18 protein-coding genes are annotated in these 16,865 nt (G+C 74.1%); 3 read left to right on the top strand and 15 right to left on the bottom strand.

What is annotated here, in order from left to right:
* Positions 1-31: 31 nt before the first annotated feature.
* From ACIQZO_RS17125 to ACIQZO_RS17115, 3 genes are all read right to left on the bottom strand, one after another.
* Positions 32-1,993: an ABC transporter permease gene (locus tag ACIQZO_RS17125; RefSeq protein WP_403626596.1), complete on the bottom strand. Its 1,962-nt coding sequence runs from the start codon at positions 1,991-1,993 to the stop codon at positions 32-34.
* A 152-nt stretch (positions 1,994-2,145) separates the two neighbouring features.
* The gene (gene modA / locus ACIQZO_RS17120) at positions 2,146-2,937 is read right to left on the bottom strand and encodes a molybdate ABC transporter substrate-binding protein (RefSeq protein WP_403626594.1); all 792 of its coding nucleotides are present in this window, start codon (positions 2,935-2,937) and stop codon (positions 2,146-2,148) included.
* A gap of 169 nt (positions 2,938-3,106) precedes the next feature.
* Entirely contained in the window at positions 3,107-3,502 is a 396-nt protein-coding gene (locus ACIQZO_RS17115; RefSeq protein WP_403626591.1) for a molybdopterin-binding protein, read from the bottom strand.
* Between the two features lie 134 nt (positions 3,503-3,636).
* Here ACIQZO_RS17115 and ACIQZO_RS17110 point away from each other — a divergent pair, with 134 nt between their 5' ends.
* On the top strand, positions 3,637-4,023 hold the full coding sequence (locus ACIQZO_RS17110; RefSeq protein ID WP_403626588.1) for an RNA-binding S4 domain-containing protein: 387 nt from the start codon (positions 3,637-3,639) through the stop codon (positions 4,021-4,023).
* Positions 4,024-4,039: 16 nt separating this feature from the next.
* On the opposite strand, the gene ACIQZO_RS17105 is transcribed toward ACIQZO_RS17110, so the two are convergent.
* From ACIQZO_RS17105 to thpR, 5 genes are all read right to left on the bottom strand, one after another.
* On the bottom strand, positions 4,040-4,483 hold the full coding sequence (locus tag ACIQZO_RS17105) for a PTS-dependent dihydroxyacetone kinase phosphotransferase subunit DhaM (RefSeq protein ID WP_403626585.1): 444 nt from the start codon (positions 4,481-4,483) through the stop codon (positions 4,040-4,042).
* Positions 4,480-5,094 carry a dihydroxyacetone kinase subunit DhaL gene (gene dhaL / locus ACIQZO_RS17100; RefSeq protein WP_403626582.1) on the bottom strand — a complete coding sequence of 205 codons (615 nt, stop codon included), beginning with the start codon at positions 5,092-5,094 and terminating at the stop codon, positions 4,480-4,482. The genes ACIQZO_RS17105 and dhaL overlap by 4 nt, the downstream gene beginning before the upstream one ends.
* Before the next feature lie 51 nt (positions 5,095-5,145).
* Positions 5,146-6,150 (bottom strand): dihydroxyacetone kinase subunit DhaK, encoded by a 1,005-nt coding sequence (gene dhaK, locus ACIQZO_RS17095; RefSeq protein ID WP_403626580.1) that lies wholly within the window; start codon positions 6,148-6,150, stop codon positions 5,146-5,148.
* A gap of 164 nt (positions 6,151-6,314) precedes the next feature.
* On the bottom strand, positions 6,315-6,755 hold the full coding sequence (locus ACIQZO_RS17090) for a hypothetical protein (protein WP_403626577.1): 441 nt from the start codon (positions 6,753-6,755) through the stop codon (positions 6,315-6,317).
* 61 nt (positions 6,756-6,816) lie between these two features.
* On the bottom strand, positions 6,817-7,401 hold the full coding sequence (gene thpR / locus ACIQZO_RS17085) for an RNA 2',3'-cyclic phosphodiesterase (protein WP_403626574.1): 585 nt from the start codon (positions 7,399-7,401) through the stop codon (positions 6,817-6,819).
* 101 nt (positions 7,402-7,502) lie between these two features.
* Here thpR and ACIQZO_RS17080 point away from each other — a divergent pair, with 101 nt between their 5' ends.
* Positions 7,503-7,856, top strand: a complete 354-nt coding sequence (locus ACIQZO_RS17080; protein WP_403626571.1) for a VOC family protein — start codon at positions 7,503-7,505, stop codon at positions 7,854-7,856.
* A 37-nt stretch (positions 7,857-7,893) separates the two neighbouring features.
* Here ACIQZO_RS17080 and ACIQZO_RS17075 read toward each other — a convergent pair whose 3' ends face one another.
* The 7 genes from ACIQZO_RS17075 to ACIQZO_RS17045 all read right to left on the bottom strand — a co-directional run bounded on the left by ACIQZO_RS17075 (position 7,894) and on the right by ACIQZO_RS17045 (position 15,209).
* Positions 7,894-9,141: a VWA-like domain-containing protein gene (locus tag ACIQZO_RS17075; protein WP_403626568.1), complete on the bottom strand. Its 1,248-nt coding sequence runs from the start codon at positions 9,139-9,141 to the stop codon at positions 7,894-7,896.
* Positions 9,138-10,469, bottom strand: coding sequence for an AAA family ATPase (locus ACIQZO_RS17070; protein WP_403626566.1), 1,332 nt, complete (start codon positions 10,467-10,469; stop codon positions 9,138-9,140). Before ACIQZO_RS17070 ends, ACIQZO_RS17075 begins: the two co-directional genes overlap by 4 nt.
* A 70-nt stretch (positions 10,470-10,539) precedes the next feature.
* Positions 10,540-12,003, bottom strand: a complete 1,464-nt coding sequence (locus ACIQZO_RS17065) for a hypothetical protein (RefSeq protein ID WP_403626562.1) — start codon at positions 12,001-12,003, stop codon at positions 10,540-10,542.
* Between the two features lie 52 nt (positions 12,004-12,055).
* The gene (locus ACIQZO_RS17060; protein WP_403626560.1) at positions 12,056-13,447 is read right to left on the bottom strand and encodes an MFS transporter; all 1,392 of its coding nucleotides are present in this window, start codon (positions 13,445-13,447) and stop codon (positions 12,056-12,058) included.
* 101 nt (positions 13,448-13,548) lie between these two features.
* Entirely contained in the window at positions 13,549-13,881 is a 333-nt protein-coding gene (locus tag ACIQZO_RS17055; protein ID WP_403627015.1) for an ArsR/SmtB family transcription factor, read from the bottom strand.
* Positions 13,882-14,129: 248 nt separating this feature from the next.
* A complete protein-coding gene (locus ACIQZO_RS17050) occupies positions 14,130-14,969 on the bottom strand; it encodes a CbtA family protein (RefSeq protein WP_403626557.1) in 840 nt (279 codons plus the stop codon).
* Positions 14,970-14,981: 12 nt separating this feature from the next.
* Positions 14,982-15,209: a CbtB-domain containing protein gene (locus ACIQZO_RS17045; RefSeq protein ID WP_266671178.1), complete on the bottom strand. Its 228-nt coding sequence runs from the start codon at positions 15,207-15,209 to the stop codon at positions 14,982-14,984.
* A 366-nt stretch (positions 15,210-15,575) separates the two neighbouring features.
* Here ACIQZO_RS17045 and ACIQZO_RS17040 point away from each other — a divergent pair, with 366 nt between their 5' ends.
* On the top strand, positions 15,576-16,832 hold the full coding sequence (locus ACIQZO_RS17040) for an MFS transporter (RefSeq protein ID WP_403626553.1): 1,257 nt from the start codon (positions 15,576-15,578) through the stop codon (positions 16,830-16,832).
* Positions 16,833-16,865: the final 33 nt, after the last annotated feature.

Genomic DNA, 16,865 nt, shown 5'->3' with positions numbered 1-16,865 from the left:
CCGGCCCGCGCCTGCCCCGGGTCCGCGGACCTCAGAGGCGGACCAGCGTGACCTCGGTGGCCTTCACGCTCGTCCACACCGCGACGCCCTCCACGATGCCCAGCTCGGCCGCCGCCTCGGGGGTGATCTCGGCGACCAGGTCGGGCACCTCGGGCGAGGCGATCAGCACGCGCAGCCGGCTGCCGACCGCGGTGATCTCCCGTACGGTACCGGGCCAGATGTTGCGGGGGCTGCCGCCCGGGCGGTCCCGGTGCACCGACACCGCCTCCGGCGCGATGATCGCCAGCGCCTTCGTCCCCTTCGGCAGGGCCTCGGCGACCACCAGACGACCGCGCGCCGCGAGGGTGAGCCCGTCCGCCGTGGTGATTCCGGGCCAGGCGTTGCGGCCGAGCATGCGGGCCACCCACGGGGAGCGCGGGTTGCGGGTCACCTCTGCGGGCGGTGCGTCCTGGAGGGCGTGGCCGTGGTCGAGTACGAGGACCCGGTCGGCGAGGGAGACGGCTTCGACGGGGTCGTGGGTGACGATCAGGCAGACCCCGCCGAAGCCGGCGAGGTGGGTGCGCAGGGTGTGGCGGACGCGGGCGCGGGTGGTCTGGTCGAGCGCGGCCAGCGGCTCGTCCAGCAGGAGCAGCCGGGGGCGGGCGGCCAGCGCCCGGGCGAGGGCGACGCGTTGGGCCTGGCCGCCGGAGAGCTGGGCGGGCTTGCGGTCGGCGAGGTGGCCGACGCCGAGCCGGTCCAGCCAGTCCAGTGCCTCGCGGAGGGCCTCGGCGCGCGGCACTCCGCGGGCGCGCAGCCCGTACGCGGTGTTGGCCACGGCGGTCAGGTGCGGGAACAGCGCCCCGTCCTGTGGGACCCAGGCCACCTGCCGCTCGTGCGGGGGCAGGGCGGTGACGTCGGTTTCGCCGAGCCGCAGTGCGGCGTGGGCGCGCGGGGTGAGGCCGAGGAGGGCGCGCAGCAGGGTGGTCTTGCCGGCGCCGTTCTCGCCGACGACGGCGATGGTGGTGCCGGGTTCGGCGTCGAGGACGAGCTCGTTGAAACCGGTGACGACGGCGTGCAGGGGCCAGAGGCCGCCGCTGGACGGCGGCGTGGCACGGCCGGTGCGGTTGCCCGGCTCAGGGGCGAGCGGATCCTCCGGGACCGTCGGCGCCGCCACGGCCTCGCGGGCCACCGGGGTGCCCGTCCAGCGTCCGCGCAGGGCGACCAGTACGCCCATGGCGATCGCGAGGAGCAGCAGCGAGACGGAGGTGGCGGCCTCGGGCTCGTCCTGCAGCAGCAGGTACACCTGGAGCGGCAGGGTCTGGGTGGAGCCGGGCAGGTTCCCGGCGAAGGTGATCGTCGCGCCGAACTCGCCCAGGGCGCGGGCCCAGGTCAGCGCCGCTCCGGCGACGAGGCCGGGAGTCACCATGGGCAGGGTCACGGTGAAGAAGACCCGGACCGGCGAGGCGCCGAGCGAGGCGGCGGTCTCCTCGTAGCTCTGCTTGAGCCCGCCGAGCGCTCCCTCGAGGCTGATCACCAGGAACGGCATGGCGACGAACGTGGCCGCGACGACCGCGCCCGAGGTGTGGAACGGCAGGGTGATCCCGAAGTTCCCTTCCAGGAAGGGGCCCAGCAGCCCGCGCCGGCCGAAGCCGAGGAGCAGGGCGACACCGCCGACGGTCGGCGGCAGCACCATCGGGAGCAGTACGAGGGAGCGGACCAGGGCCTTGCCCCTGAACTCGACGCGGGCCAGCAGCCAGGCGAGCGGCACACCGAGGAGCAGCGAGAGGGCGAGGGCCCACAGGGACACGAACAGTGACAGCTTCAGGGCCTCGACCACGCCGGGGCTGGTCAGGTGGGCGCCGAGTTCGCTCCACTGCGTGCGCACGAGGATGCCGATCAGCGGCAGCAGCAGGAACGCGACGGCGAGCAGCGCGGGAAGCACCAGGGTCAGCGGGGGCCGGGTGCGGTTGCGCGTGTACGGGCGCTTGCCGGCCCGGGTGCGGAGTCTGTTCATGAGGGTTCCTGGCTGCGGGGTCGGCTGCGGGGGAAGCGTATGCGGTGCTCGTGGGCTGTGGGCGCGCGTGTCCGAAAACACGGAAAGGGGCTGCCTGTCCCCCCGGTTCAAGCAGCCCCAAGACCGTGTCCGGCCGGGGCCGGTGGCGGTGGTTACACCTTCTGGAAGCCCGCGTCCTGAAGGATCTTCTGCGCCTCGGGGGTGCTCAGCCAGGTCACGAACGCGGCCGCGTCCTCGGCGTTCTTGGAGGACTTCAGCGTGGCGGCCGGGTAGGAGGCCACGGCGTTCTGGTCGTCCGGGATGTCCACGGTGACGACCTTGTCGCCCGACTTGGCGGAGTCGGTCTTGTAGACGAGGCCGGCGTCGGCCTCGCCCAGCTCGACCTTGCTCAGCACGGCGCGGACGTTGGGCTCCTGGGAGACCGGCTTCACCTCGACCTTCTGGGCGTCGAGGATCTGCTTGCTGTAGCGGCCGACCGGGACCTCGGGCGCGGCGAGCACGACCTTGATCTTGGTGTCGGCGAGGTCCTTGAGCTCGTCGATCTTGAACGGGTTGGCCTTGGTGGCCGCGATGACCAGGCGGTTCTTGGCGATGACCGTGGCGTCGCCGGTCTCGGCCTTCAGCCCATCCATGGTCTTGGTGTCGGCGGTGACCAGCGCGTCGGCCGGGGCGCCCTGCTTGACCTGGGCCGCCAGCTCCTGCGAACCGGCGAAGGAGAAGGTGATCTTCGTGCCGGGGTGGGTCTTCTCGTACTCCGCACCCGCGGTCTTGAAGACGTCGGTCAGGGAGGAGGCGGCGAGGACCGTGAGGTTCACGGCCTTCGGGGTCGTACTGGCGTCGGCGGCGGGCTTGTCGTCGCTCTTGCCGCAGGCGGCCAGCGGCACGAGCAGCGCGGCGGTCAGCGCGGTGGCGGCGGTACGGCGACGGATCACGATCGGGGACATGAGCAGGTGCTCCTCGGTCGGGTCGGCGGCCGGCCCGGTGCCGGACCGCGTGGTGGTGACCCGCGCCGGTGACGGGCGGAGCGGGTGGGGACGTTCGGTGACGCCGAGCGGGTGGTGCGAGTGGACCGCGGCGGGCAGCGGTGGACGGCGGGCGACGGCGCGCGCCGGATCAGGTGCGGTCGATGTGCACGCCGGTGGACTTCACGCGGGCGGTGGCCTGCATGCCGACCTCCAGCCCGAGCTCCTCGACGGCCTCACGGGTGAGCAGGGAGACCAGGCGGTGGGGACCCGCCTGGATCTCGACCTGGGCGGCCACGTCGCCGAGCTTGACGGCCGTGACGATGCCGGGAAAGGCATTGCGCGCCGAGGTGTAGGGTTCCCCGTCCTCGATGTGGGCGCCCTGGCCCACCTCGACGGAGAAGGCTGCCAGATCGCGTCCGTTGATCAGACGTCGGCCGCCTTCGTCGCGATGGGTCACGACCCGGCCGGCGTCGGCCCAGCGGCGCGCCGTGTCCGGGCTGACGCCCACCAGGCGAGCTGCTTGTCCGATGGTGTAGGACTGCATGGGCGACAACGTAGGGGTACGTGTGCCGCATTTGCAATTCTATTGGGCTGATCTCCATGGCAGATGCCACATTCATTGGCGCATCTGCCGAAACTCATTCCGCTCTGCGGTGACCACCTCGCTAAAGTCGGGGCATGGCTGATGAGGTAACGGAATCGGGCACGGTGCGCGTCGACGCGTGGATCTGGTCCGTGCGCCTGACCAAGACCCGCTCGACCGCGGCGACCGCCTGCCGGGCGGGCCACGTGAAGGTCAACGGGGAGCGCGCCAAGCCGGCGCAGCCCGTGCGCGCGGGCGACGAGGTACGGCTCTTCCACGCGGGGCGCGAGCGGATCGTCGTCGTCAAGCGGCCCGTGTCCAAGCGGGTGGGCGCCCCCGTCGCCGCCGAATGCCTGATCGACAACAGCCCGCCCCCGCCGACCCCCGTGGAGGCCGCCGTGGTCGGTATCCGCGAGCGGGGTGCGGGCCGCCCGACGAAGCGCGAACGGCGCGAGATCGAATCCCTGCGCGGGCGCCCGTAGCGCCCCGGCCGCGGGTTCAGGCCTTGCGGTAGGTGTACGCCTCGACGGCGGCTGCCGCGACCGCCGCCAGGGGGGCTCCCGCGGAGGCGGTGACCACCGCCGCCACCGCGCCCTCCACGAACGGCGCATCCAACAGCGCGGATCCCGGCGGGAGTTCGTCCTCCATCAGCAGGGCCTTCACCGTCAGCACCGAGCTCCCCAGGTCGACCAGCAGGGCCACCCCGGCACCCCGGTCCACCTCCCGGGCGGCCGCGACGATCCGCTCCGCGCTCGTACCGAGTCCGCCGAGGGCCGTACCTCCCGCCGCCACCAACGGGGCCACGGGCCCGCCCGCCGCCAGCTCGCGCGCCAGCTCGGCCACCGCCTCCGCGACCCGCGCGCTGTGCGACACCAGCACGATGCCCACCAGGGCCGGGCCGGACCCGGGATCGGCGCCGGGCTCCCGCTGCCCGGCCGTCACCGCGCGCCCGCCGGCTCCGCCACGTCCGCGAGGGCCCCCAGCAGCAACCCCGACGAGGTCGCCCCGGGATCCTGGTGGCCGACGCTCCGCTCGCCCAGGTAGCTGGCCCGTCCCTTGCGCGCCCGCATCGGCACCGTCGCCAGCGCCCCGTTCTCCGCCGCGGCCGCGGCCGCCCGGTACGAGGTGCCCAGCGCGGCCACCCCCGGCACCAGCGCGTCCAGCATCGTCTTGTCGCCCGGCGCCGCCCCGCCCAGCTGCGCCACCGCGGCGACCCCCGCGCTCAGCGCCTCGCGCAGCTCCGCGTCGGAGACCTCGGCCGACTCCCCGAGCGCCTTGCCCGAACGCCGCAGCAGCGTCCCGTACAGCGGCCCCGAGGCCCCGCCGACCGTGGAGATCAGCGTCCTGCCGGCCAGCTGGAGCACCGCGCCCGGCGCCGCCGAAGTGGGCTCCACCTCCAGGGCGGCGACCACGGCCGTGAAGCCGCGCAGCAGGTTGCTCCCGTGGTCGGCGTCCCCGATGGGCGAGTCGAGCTCCGTCAGCCGGTCCGCCTCGCGCTCCACGACGACCGCGACGGCCGCCATCCAGCGTCGGAAGAAGTCTGCGTCACGCACTGGTTCTCCTCGCCTCGCACCTGCCCGGCCGGTCCCACCGACACCATACGTTCAGCGGCCCCAGCGCAGCGCCGCCGTCTGCACGGGCGCGTCCCACAGCCGCAGCAGTTCCTCGTCGGCCCGGCACAGCGTCACCGAACACCCCGCCATGTCCAGCGAGGTGACGTAGTTGCCGACGAGCGCCCGAGCCACCGGCACGCCCCGCTCGGCCAGCAGCCGTGCCACCTCCGCGTGGAACCCGTACAACTCCAGCAGCGGCGTCGCCCCCATCCCGTTGACCAGCGCCAGCACCGGCCCGTCGGCCGGACCGACCTGCGCCAGCTCCTCCAGTACCGCGCCCACCGCGACCTCGGCGATCTCCCGCGCCGACATCATCGGACGCCGCTCCCGGCCCGGTTCACCGTGGATGCCGATGCCCAACTCCAGCTCCCCGTCCGGCAGGTCGAAGGTCGGGCTGCCCTTCGCGGGAGTGGTGCAGGCGCTCAGCGCCACCCCGAAGCTCCGGGAGGACTCGTCGACCTGCCGGGCGAGGGCGGCGACCCGGTCCAGCGGCGCCCCCTCCTCCGCGGCCGCCCCGGCGATCTTCTCGACGAAGAGGGTGGCCCCCGTGCCGCGCCGCCCGGCCGTGTACAGGCTGTCGGTCACCGCGACGTCGTCGTCGACCAGCACGCGCTCGACCCGCAGACCGTCCTCCTCGGCGAGCTCCGCGGCCATCTCGAAGTTCAGCACGTCCCCGGTGTAGTTCTTGACGACGAAGAGCACACCCTGGCCGGAGTCCACGGCCGCCGCCGCCCGCACCATCTGGTCGGGCACCGGCGAGGTGAACACCTCACCGGGACACGCGGCCGACAGCATCCCGTACCCCACGAACCCGGCGTGCAGCGGCTCGTGCCCGGACCCGCCCCCGGACACCACGCCGACCCGCCCGCCCGCCCGCGCGTCCCGCCGTACGACGACCCGACGCTCCACGTCGACGTCCAGGTCGGGATGGGCGGCCGCCATCCCCCTCAAGGCGTCGGTGACCACGCTCTGCGCACTGTTGATCAGCATCCTCATGCCACTCCATCCGGTCGTTCGACGGGTGTTCGGCTCGGGCTGGACCACCGGCGGACCCTCGTGCGGGTCCGCCGGTCGCCACGATACGAGGCCGGGCGACCCGCGCCGAGGAAGCCGTGGCCCCGGCACCCGCTCGCCGAGACCGGGGGCAGCGGCCCGACCGGTCAGCCGGGTTCCTCCGTGAGGCGCAGCGTCCAGTGGGCACCGCAGCCGAGCCGCCCCTCCGGACGGCCCGGGTGCGCGTCCTCGCAGGTGCAGTGCATGGGTTCGACGCGCTCACCGGCCCGGGGGGCCGCCCGCATGTGCCGGACGACGTCCGGGAAGGGGCGCAGGCGCGTGCCCCGGAACGCGTCCCCCGCCACGCGGACCTCCAGGACCGCCCCGCACCGCGGGCAGCTGCCGCGCAGCGCCGCCCCGCCCGGGCCGTCCTCCACCAGAGTGAAGAGCGCCGCTGCGAGGGCCGCGTACTCGGGGGCGCCGATCTCCTCGTAGGGCAACTCGACCGGTTGCTCACCGGGTTGCCCCTCGGGTTGCTCCTCCGCCGGCTCCTCCGGTGGCTCTTCCGGCTCCTCCGGTTGCTCCTCGGGTCGGGGTGCCTCGGCCATGGGACTCCTCCGCTCCATCGCTGTCCGCAGGACCCGCCAGCGTAGCGGCGGCGCGGCTCCCTCAGCCCTCGCCGCCCAGGGGCCAGGCCTGGATGTCGCGGTAGTGGATGGGGGCGGGACCGCGGCCGGTGTTGCTCCCGACGAGGTGGAGGCGCCGGGTGTCCCACGGGCGGCCGGCGAAGGCGGCCAGTCCGGCTGCCGCCTCCACCGCGCTGGTGGTGTCGTGGCGGCGCGAGCGCGCCAGGGTCAGGTGGGGGCGCAGCGGCCGGCCGTGGAAGGGGATGCCGCAGTCGGTGACCGCTGCGCGTACGTCGGCGGCGAGCAGGTGCAGCCCTTCGAGGTCCCCGTCGATTCCCGTCCACAGGACCCGCTCGTCGAAGTGCCCGCCGCCGCACAGCGCGAGCCGCAGCGGCCTCCTGCTCACCGCGAGCTCCGCGAGCGGCGGCCGCAGGAGTTCGACGGCGGTGACCGGGAGCTCGCCGAGGAAGGCCAGGGTGATGTGCCAGTCCTCGATGCGGTTCCAGCGCATGCGCGGGTACGCGGTGTAGGCGGGCCGCAGTTCCTGCTCCAGCTCTTCCTTCGCGTCGTCGGGCGGGGCAAGCGCTATGAACACGCGGACGGTCGCTGCCTGGGTCTCTTCACTCACGAGGGTCTTCGTATCCTGTCGGGGCGCCTTCCGTCATCTTCCGCTCCGTGGGCCCCCGGCCACCCTGTTGCCCGAGGCCCCCGCCGGTCTAAGCTCCGCGGATGACCTTGGAATGGGAACAGGTAATCGTAGACTCGACCGATCCGGCGGCCCTGGGGCAGTGGTGGGCCACGGCTCTCGGCTGGGTCGTGGTCCACTCCTCCGACGACGAGTTCGAGATCCGTCCGGCGCCGGATCGCATGCCGGGGCTGGACTTCGTCCGGATCGATGAGATCAGGAAGAGCAAGAGCCGCCTGCATCTCGACTTCAGGCCGGACGACCAGGAGGCCGAGGTGGCTCGTCTGGTGGCCCATGGCGCCCAGCGGGTCGACATCGGCCAGGGCGATCAGCCGTGGGTCGTACTGGCGGATCCCGAAGGCAACGAGTTCTGCATCCTCGGGCAGCGGCGTCCGTAAAGCGCGCACGGGCGCCGCGCGCGACCCGCTCCGGCAGTCACCGGCCGGAGCCGATGGTGACCACGCGGGCCCACGCCGGGGGCGAGTCCGGAACATAGTCGGGATCGTTCTCGATCCACCGGCCCGCCCCCGGGCGGGGGAAGAGGCCCACCACCGTCCGGCACGGCGGCCGCGCGGCCGGCCAGGCCGTCTGGCCGTCGGTCAGGACCACGATCACGTCCGGCCGGGGCCCCGTACCGAGGGCCTTCGCGAATCCCGTACGCAGGTCCGTGCCCCCGCCGCCCAACAGCGGGATGCCCTCACCGCTGCACAGCGGGTGCACGATCCGGGCCGCGGCGTCGCACGGCACCACACTGACCATGTCGCTGCGGCCGCCCACGGCGCGGGCGATCGCGGTGACCTCCAGCAGGGCACCGCCCAGCTCGGAGTCGCTGACCGAACCCGAGGTGTCGATGACCACGCAGACGCGCGGGGGTCTGCGCCGCAGGCTCGGCAGTACGGCGCCGGGGACCGCGGCCGAGCGCCGCGAGGGCCGGGCGTAGCTGTAGTCCTCGCCCGCGCCCGCCCCGGAGGCCGCCGAACGGACCGCAGCTCCCAGCAAGTCCCGCCAGGGCTGCGGCGGGTGGAAGGCCTCCTCCGCCCAGCGCCGCCACCCGGCGGGGGTGCTCCCGGGACGGCCGTTGATCCCCTGCGCCACCCGGAACCGCACCGCGTCCTGCTCCTGCGCGCTGAGACCGTGCGCGCCGTCCGGCCCCAGGTCCCACTCGCGCTCCAGTCCGTCGGCGCCGCTGCCGCAGTCCAGCCAGACCAGGTCCTGCGTCAGCGGTCCGAGCCCGAACTGCCGCAGGTAGTCCTCCATGAGTTCGCCCGGGCGCAGACCCAGGTACTCCGGAGTCAGTACCCCCACGGGCTCCACCAGCCCCTCGCCGTACACGTCGTCATTGATCTCGCAGTCCGCGGCGATGTTCATCCGCAGCCGTTCGCCCGGACCGCTCAGCCCGCGCTCCCGGGCCACCCGGTCACCGCGCCCGTGGTGGTCGCGCAGCAGGTGGGACACCTCGTGGACCCAGACCCCGGCGAGCTCCTCCACCGGGGTGCGGTCCACGAACCCCGGCGAGACGTAGCACCGCCAGTGCCGGTCGACGGCCATCGTCGGCACCCGCCGCGATTCCACGGTGTGCAGGGCGAAGAGCGCGGTCGCCAGGTAGGGCCGGACCCGGGCGGCGTGCAGCCGGGCCGCGAAGAGCTTCTCGACGTCCAGTGCGCCCGTCGCGGTTGCGTTCATCGGCCGGCCCCGACGGGGTCCCCGGTACGGGCCGCCGCCCGGGCCGCCGCCCGGTCCGCCGCCCGGGCCGCCGCCCGGTCCGCAGACCGGTCCGCCCGCCGGGACAGGGTCACCACGCCGGCGAGCCGCTCGATCGACTCCGGAACGTCCCAGTCCTCCTGGCGCAGCGCGGCGAGCGTCGTAGCCGGTACGACCACCAGGTCGGGGGCTCCGGTCTCCAGGGCGCGGACCAGGAGCGCCCACGCCGCGTCCCAGCGGGACTTGTCCGGTCGCTTGCGGACCGCTGCCACGACACCGTCGAGCGCGGCCTGGCGCCGGTCTCCCCGCTCGGGCAGCTCGGCGCCCGCCGGATCGGCGAGCAGGTCCTCGGGGTCCGGGAGGTCCATCCGGTCCAGTACGGCCAGCAGTTCGAGCCCCGGACCGTCCCCGACGGCGCCCCTGACCAGCATGGAGAGCACTTCCCTGGAGGAGCCGGCCGCGTGGGCGAAAGCGAGCAGCCGCACCGTCATGTCCCAGCTGCGGGGCGACGGCCATGCGCCTCCCCGGCGGGCCTCACTGCTGGGCAGCCGGTGTACGAGCACGGGGCGGGTGGTGAGGAGCCCGCACACCGCACCGCGGGCGTGGTCCACGGCCGCCGCCAGCTTTGCGGAGTCCAGGTGCGGCAGGGTCGCCCGGGGCCAGGTCCCGCCGAGCCCGCGGACGACGACATCGTGGTCGTGGGTCCACTGGAGGTGGACGAACCGGTTGGCCAGCGGAGGGCTCAGCTCCCAGCCGTCGGCCGCCGAGCCCCGCGGGTTGGCGGCGGCCACGATCCTCACCCCGGGCGGCAGTTGCAGCGAGCCGATCCGCCGCTCGAGCACGAGCCGGAGCAGGGCGGCCTGAACGGCCGGCGGAGCGGTGGAGAGCTCGTCGAGGAACAGCAGCCCCCGCCCGGCCCGGACGAGTCGCACGGCCCAGTCCGGCGGGGCCATGGGGACGCCCTGTTCGGCGGGATCGTCCCCGACGATGGGCAGACCGGAGAAGTCGGACGGCTCGTGCACGCTGGCGATCACCGTGGTCAGGGGCAGGTCCAGGGCTTCGGCGAGTTGGGTCAGCGCCGCGGTCTTGCCGATGCCGGGTTCGCCCCACAGGAGTACGGGCAGGTCGGCGGACACGGCGAGGGTCAGCGCCTCCAGCTGGTCGTCGGGGCGCGGCTCGGTGGTGGTGTCGCGCAGCAGGGCCAGCAGCGCGTCGGCCACGGAGAGCCGGGAGGGGTGGCCGTGCACCGGACCGGTGCAGGCGTCGGCAGCGGCGGTGGCGGGGGCGGGGGGCGACGGGTACGAGGGCATGCGTGATCACCTGTGGGTTCGTGAGGAAGTCGGGTGGTGGGGCGGGGCCGCAGGACGCGGGTCCCCCGGGTCAGCGGGCGTGCGCCTGGCGCGGGTGGGGCCGGTGTTCGCGGGGGCGTACGTCGCCCGGGCGGATCCGGCCGGGTCCGGGACCGGCCAGGCCAGACCGGAACAGCCCGTAGGTGATCCGCCGTTGCGCGGCCGCTTCCAGTTCGTCGCGCAGCGCGCCGGCGCGCAGCAGCGCTCCGGGGCCCAGCAGGCCTTCGACCACGGCCAGCGCACCGGCGATGTCGCCGTGGTCCAGGCGTTCGCGGACCCCGGTGAGGCAGTCCGGCTGCCGGTGCGCCGTGTCGATGGCCTGCAGGCAGGGCAGCGGGGTTCCGGTCAGCGCGGCCAGCAGTTCCTCCCGGCGGACCTCGGCCGGGTCGTGGTCCAGTGCGGCCAGTACCCCGTCGACCAGGCCGATGCGGTGCCGGGCGCCGCGGCACTCGACGAGGCGGGGCTCTCGCGCGCCGTCCGCGGTCGCGGCCGCTCGCCCCGGCGCACGGTCGGGTGAGGGCGCGTGATCCGGTGCCAACGCCGAGGCGACCAGCGGGTGCAGCAGCTCGGCCTCGATCGATCCGGTGCGGATCAGTTCCAGGTCGGGCAGGGTCCACACCGCCGCGTCGGGCAGCACCGGCAGAGCGGCGGTGTCGCCGGCGCGCGCGGTGCCGAGCCGCAGGGCGGGCGGCCCCGGGCCGTCCGCCACCACGTCCAGCAGCAGCCGCTGCCCGGCCCCCGTCCGTACGGCGACGGTGCCGGTGGTCCGGCCCTCGGCGCGGAGCAGGATCCCGGCCTCTGCGGCCCACCGGTCGGTGGCGCACCGGTGTTCCGGCGGGAGGGCGGCGAGGAGTTCGGGGTCCGGCGCGGCAAGGCCGTCGACGGGCCGTCGACCGGCCCCGGAGCGGACCCTCAACTCGCCGCTCCTGCGGGCGTCCCACAGGTGGCGGTGCAGGTCGAGGCGGAAGCGGCGGTCGGGCCGGGCCGGGCGGCGCGGGTCACCCCACGAGCCGTCCGCGGGGCGGGAGCCGTCCCACAGGGCGAGGCTGATCCGCTGCCCGCCGTCCGCCCACGCGGGCGGAGTCCGGGCCACGAGGTACACGGGGCGGGTGCGGGGGGAGCCCGGCCGAGCGTCCGTGATCTCCCGCGCGTCCGTGGCGTGCGGCGCCGCTGTGTCGTACCGGGCCAGGGGGACGGTCAGCCCGGGACGCAGCTGTCCGTCGGGAGCGATGCGCGGCATGTGCCAGCGCAGCAGGTCGGGCGCGAGATGGCGGAGATCGGCCCGGATCCGGGCCGCGAGGTCGTGGCCGCGCGAGCGTGCCAGGAAGCGCAGGTCGAGATCGACGTCGACGCCCGCGGCGGCGCAGGCCCCGGCCCAGTCCCCGGCGCTGCGGCGGACGGTCGCGGTCTCGATCATGGACGGGGGCACGGCGTACCGGCGTACGCGGAGCCAGAGGGCGAGGCGGGAATCCTCGTGCACGGTGTGGGTGAGCATCAGCACTCACCTTGCGTGGACGGGACCCCCGATCTGTGAGCAGAAGAGGTGGTCATCGCGATGACCGTATCGACCTTGAGGCCGAGCGGCCAGGGGTTTTTCCGGGCCACCGGTGGTGGTGCCGGTCGATGACGTAGTGGTGCCCGTGCTGCCAGCCGCCCGAGGCCCGGCGGGCGTCGGCGAGGTGCGGGTGACCGGGCGGCAGGTCCGGATGCAGGTGTTCCAGCCGGTACGGGTCACGGGCCGGCCAGATCATCGCCGCGGCTGTGGCGGCGCTCAGGGCGAGGACCCCCAGGACCAGGACGGTCAGCGGCAGCCCCACTCCCGCCGCGAGCCATCCGGCCAGCGGGTAGGTGAGCAGCCAGCAGCCGTGGGAGAGGGAGAAGCGGGCGGCGAACGCGGCGGGCAGGTCCGCGTCGGCGGTGGACCGGCGCACCACCCGGCCCCCCGGGGTCAGGACCGCCGAGCAGGCGGCGCCGATGGCGGCCCAGACCGCCAGGAGCGCGGGCCAGGACCATGCGCGCGGGCCGGTCGCGATGAGCGCCGCCGCGGCCGCCAGGATCACCGGGAGGGCGAAGCCGGCGCGGAGCATCACCGCGCGGTCGGTCGAGCGTTGCAGGAGGCGGGGCAGGAGGAGCGCGGTCAGCATGGACCCGGCGCCGTACGCACCGAGGGCGAGCGGGACGGCGCCGGCCGGCCGGTCGAGGTGGCCGCGTACCAGGGCGACGGTGTCGACGAAGACGACGGCTCCGGCGGCGGATACCGCGAGGTCGAGCGCGAGCAGGGCGCGCAGCCGGGGCGTGGCCCACAGGAGGCGGGTACCGAAGACGGCCCTGGCATGGACTTTGCCGGTCCGCTCGGCGGGTGAGGGGGCGGGCGCGGGCAGCGCGGTGGCGACCACGAGCGCGGCGGAGGCGAGGAATCCGAGGGCCGTGACGGCGAACAGCCAGTCGTAGGAGACCAGGCTCAGCAGGGCGGCGGCCAGGACCGGGCTGAACAGGCTCTCCAGGTCGTAGGCGATCCGGGTCATCGACAGGGCCCGGGTGTAGTCGCGGTCGGCGGGCAGGATCTCGGGAATGGTGGCCTGGAAGGTCGGGGTGAAGGCCGCCGACGCCGCTTGGAGGAGGAAGATCAGGAGGTGGATCTGCCAGATCTCGGTGACGAAGGGCAGGGCGGCGGCCGCACCGGCGCGGGTCAGGTCCATGGCCGCCATGAGGGTGCGGCGGCGAATCCGGCTGGCCAGGGCGCCGATCACTGGGGCGATGGTGACGTAGGCGATCATTTTGATCGCGAGGGCGGTGCCCAGTACCGCGGAGGCGCTGTCGCCGGCGAGTTCGTAGGCGAGCAGAGCCAGGGCGACGGTGGCGAGCCCGGTCCCGACCAGCGCGACGACCTGGGCGGTGAACAGGCGGCGGTAGGCGCCGTTGCGCAGTACGGACAGCACGGTCCCCGTCCCGGTCGGCGGATCGATGACAGCATGTCGACTTCAGCGTAGTCAACATGTGCGCACCTGTGCACCTGTTTGTGTCGGGCCCGGCGCTGCCGTCAGTCGTGCGGCGGAAGGGAGCCGAGCTGGTGGTCGGCGACGTTGAGCGCCTCGTCCACCAGTCGCCGCAAGTGCCCGTGCCCCAGGGCATAGACGACGCGGCGCCCGTCCTTGCGGGTGGTGACGAGCCCGGCCAGGCGGAGCTTGGCGAGGTGCTGGCTGACGGAGGTCCGGGCGGCTCCGCACGCCTCGGTGAGGGTGGTGACATCCGCCTCGCCCCGGCCGAGACGTTCCACGAGTGCCAGGCGGGTGCGGTCGGCGAGCAGGGCGAGTACGGACGCGGCGACCTCCAGCCGGTCGCTCAGGCCGGTCGGGTTGCTCGGGTCGCTCAGGTCGGTCGGCTCGCTCCGGTCACGCGGCTCGCTCGGCTCGCTCGGCTCGCTCGGGTCCGGCTCCGCCTGCGCACCGTGTGCACCTGCCGGATGCGTGCCTGTGCTCATGCCCTCATCGTAGGGCGCCCGGAGTTCGCGGCGGGCGCCCGCTCGCGCGCCGGTGCGCACCGCATGCGCCGTAACGTGCGCGGGCCCCGCCACCCCCGTAAGGGGTCGGCGGGGCCCGCGCACCGGCGTGGCGATCGGCGTCAGCCGAGCGCGGGCGCCTCCTGCTGAGCCGGAGCATCCGCTTCCGCGTCCTCGTTGCGCGCGGCCAGGAGCCGCTGGGCGAGGACGCCGAACACGATGGCGAACACCGTCCACAGCACCAGCTGGACGGCCAGCGAGGCGACCCGGAACTCCCACAGCAGGGCGGCGGGGAAACCGGCCTGGACCGCGTCGTTGTTGTCCGGCAGGATCACGAACGCCACGGCGGCGGCGACGATGAAGCCGGCGCCCGCAGTCAGCGTCGCGTTCCAGTTGCCCACGCGCGGTGCCAGCCGACGCCCCAGGATGATCGCGCCCACGCCGAGCAGCACGCTGAGCAGGATCATCAGGAAGAACAGCGTGGTGCGCTGCCCGATCGTGTCCGGGTTGCCCACCGCCGGCGGCGTGGCCGGGTACTTCAGGAACGGCACCAGGTAGACCAGCGCGAACGCGCCCGCCCCGGTGAGCGCCGCAGTGGCCCGCGGGCTGAACCGGCCCACGCGCCCGAGGGCGAACGAGAACGCGAGCGAGGCGATGCCGCCCAGCGCGACCCCGTAGACCAGGACACCGGTGGCCAGACCGACCGTCGACTGAACCGGTCGGCCGACCAGTTCTTCTTCCTCCTCCTCGGCGGCCTCGCCCGACGCGGCGTCACCGCCGTGCCCGGCGTGGGCGCTCGGGGCGCTCGCGGCGTCCTTGGCGGCCTGGGCCTCCTCCACGGCGATGGAACCCCGTACCGGGGGCTCACCCACCACGTAGGCGACGGTGAAGGCGAACAGTCCGGCGATCAGGCCCGCGAGCATGCCGCGGACCAGCAGTCCTCTGACAGTAGAGGCGTACATGTGCGTGGCCTCTCAGTGGCAGGGGAAGCCGAGCAGATGACGACCGTCGTGGACCCACTCGTGCACGCCCTCGCCGGCGAACACGGCCGTGGCGCCCTGCTCGGCGCCGACGAAGTACAGGGCGACGAGCATCAGGAGACCGACGAAGAGCGCCCAGGGCAGCACCGCGCGCACGGGCAGCGGAGCCGACAGGGAGCCGGCGGGGGTGGATATGGCAGCGGAAGCGATCGCCTCGGCCATGATGGAACCTCCTCGGGGAACAACGCGTCCCATACGGTGGTGCAGGACGACGGTCCTCGGGTCTGACTCGCCGCGCCGCCACCCAGGGGATGCCGCCGCAGCACACAGTGGCGCGACCATGCCGGATTCACACCGGGCTTCCGTCTCGCCGTCGTCGCTATGTGGAAATGTCGCCGTGACGCTACCGTGCGCCGGGCCTGCGGCCAAGACCGTGAGTTCCTGATCACACGCCTACGCTGCGGTAACGCCGATCAGGCAGTTTCCGGGGAACCGGAATTGTCCACCAACTGGACCTGCGTGACTGCTAGAATGACCGCGTTGGCCTTCGGCGTGCGTGCCCCGTGCATGCGTCCGGAGGCTTTTTTCATGCCTTCACACCGATCCACCAGTCCTGCCCGGCCTCCTGCCCCATCCCCTGCCCCATCCCCTGCCCCATCCCCTGCGTCGGTCACCACTGGCTACCGAGACCTCCTGCGCAACAGGGAGTTCAGCGGTCTGTACGTCAGCTTCACCCTCACCGTCGCCGCGAGCACTTTGTCCGGCTTCGCCCTCGGCAGCCTGGTCAACCAGCAGACGCGTTCACCGTTCCTGACGGCCGTGAGCATGTACGGCGCCACCTTCGCGATGGTGCTCGGCGCCCTGACGCTGATGTCTGTCGCGGACGGGAACCGCCCCCGCCGGACGCTCCTCCTGCTCCAACTCGCCTCGTTGGCCGGTGTCGCCGTCCAGGCGATTCCTGGGTTGCCGCTCGCGGCCCGGTTCGCCCTGCTGCTGACACTCGGCTTCTTCCAGTCGCTCGGCACCGGCACCCGGCTGGGGCTGCTGGCCGAGGTCGTCCCCAGCTCCGCCTACGCGCCCGCCCGTTCGCTGATGAACATCACCTCGGGAGGCACGGCGATCGTCGGCTTCGCCGCCGGCGCCCTGCTGCTGCGCCACCTGAGCCCGCAAGGGGTCTTCGTCGCGGCGGCGGCGCTGACCGCCCTCGGGGCGGCCGTGGTGGCGACCACCGTCCGGGAGCACTCGATCCGGCTCACCCGTCGCCCCGGGCTGCGCCGGACCTGGACCACGAACGCCGAACTGTTCTCCCACCCGGGCAGTCGGATGCTGCTGCTGAACCTGTGGGTCCCCAACGGCCTGATCGTCGGCTGCGAGGCCCTGTTCCTCTCCTACGACCCCGGCCGCGCGGGCACCTTCCTGGCCGCCGGATCGGCGGGCATGCTCCTCGGGGACCTGACCGTCGGCCGACTGCTCACCGCCGACCGGCGGCGCCGGTACGGCTTCGCCCTGCGGCTGCTGCTCGCCGTCCCCTTCCTGCTGTTCGCCGTCCACCCGCCCGTCCCGGTCCTGGTGGTCGCGGTGTTCCTCGCCGGGGCCGGCTTCGCGGCGACCCTGCCCCTCCAGGAGCAGCTCCTCGAGCAGACCCCTGCCCCGATCCGCGGCCAGGTTCAGGGGGTGGAGTCGGCCGGCCGGATGACCTGCCAGGGGCTCGGCGCCGCGCTCGTCGGCGGCCTGGCCCAGTGGCTTGCCCCGGGCACCGCGATGGCCGTCGCCGCAGGGATGTCCGTGGCCGTCACCATCCTGTGCCGGCCGTCCCGCCGTACGGGGCCGCACAGCCGGGGTTAATTCGTGCAGGTGTTCGGTTCGCGGGGTTAGGGT

Source organism: Streptomyces sp. NPDC097617 (genome assembly GCF_044761485.1).
Taxonomy (GTDB): Bacteria; Actinomycetota; Actinomycetes; order Streptomycetales; family Streptomycetaceae; genus Streptomyces.
Note: the sequence above shows the minus strand (reverse complement) of the source record. Positions and strands in the feature narration are given on the sequence as shown.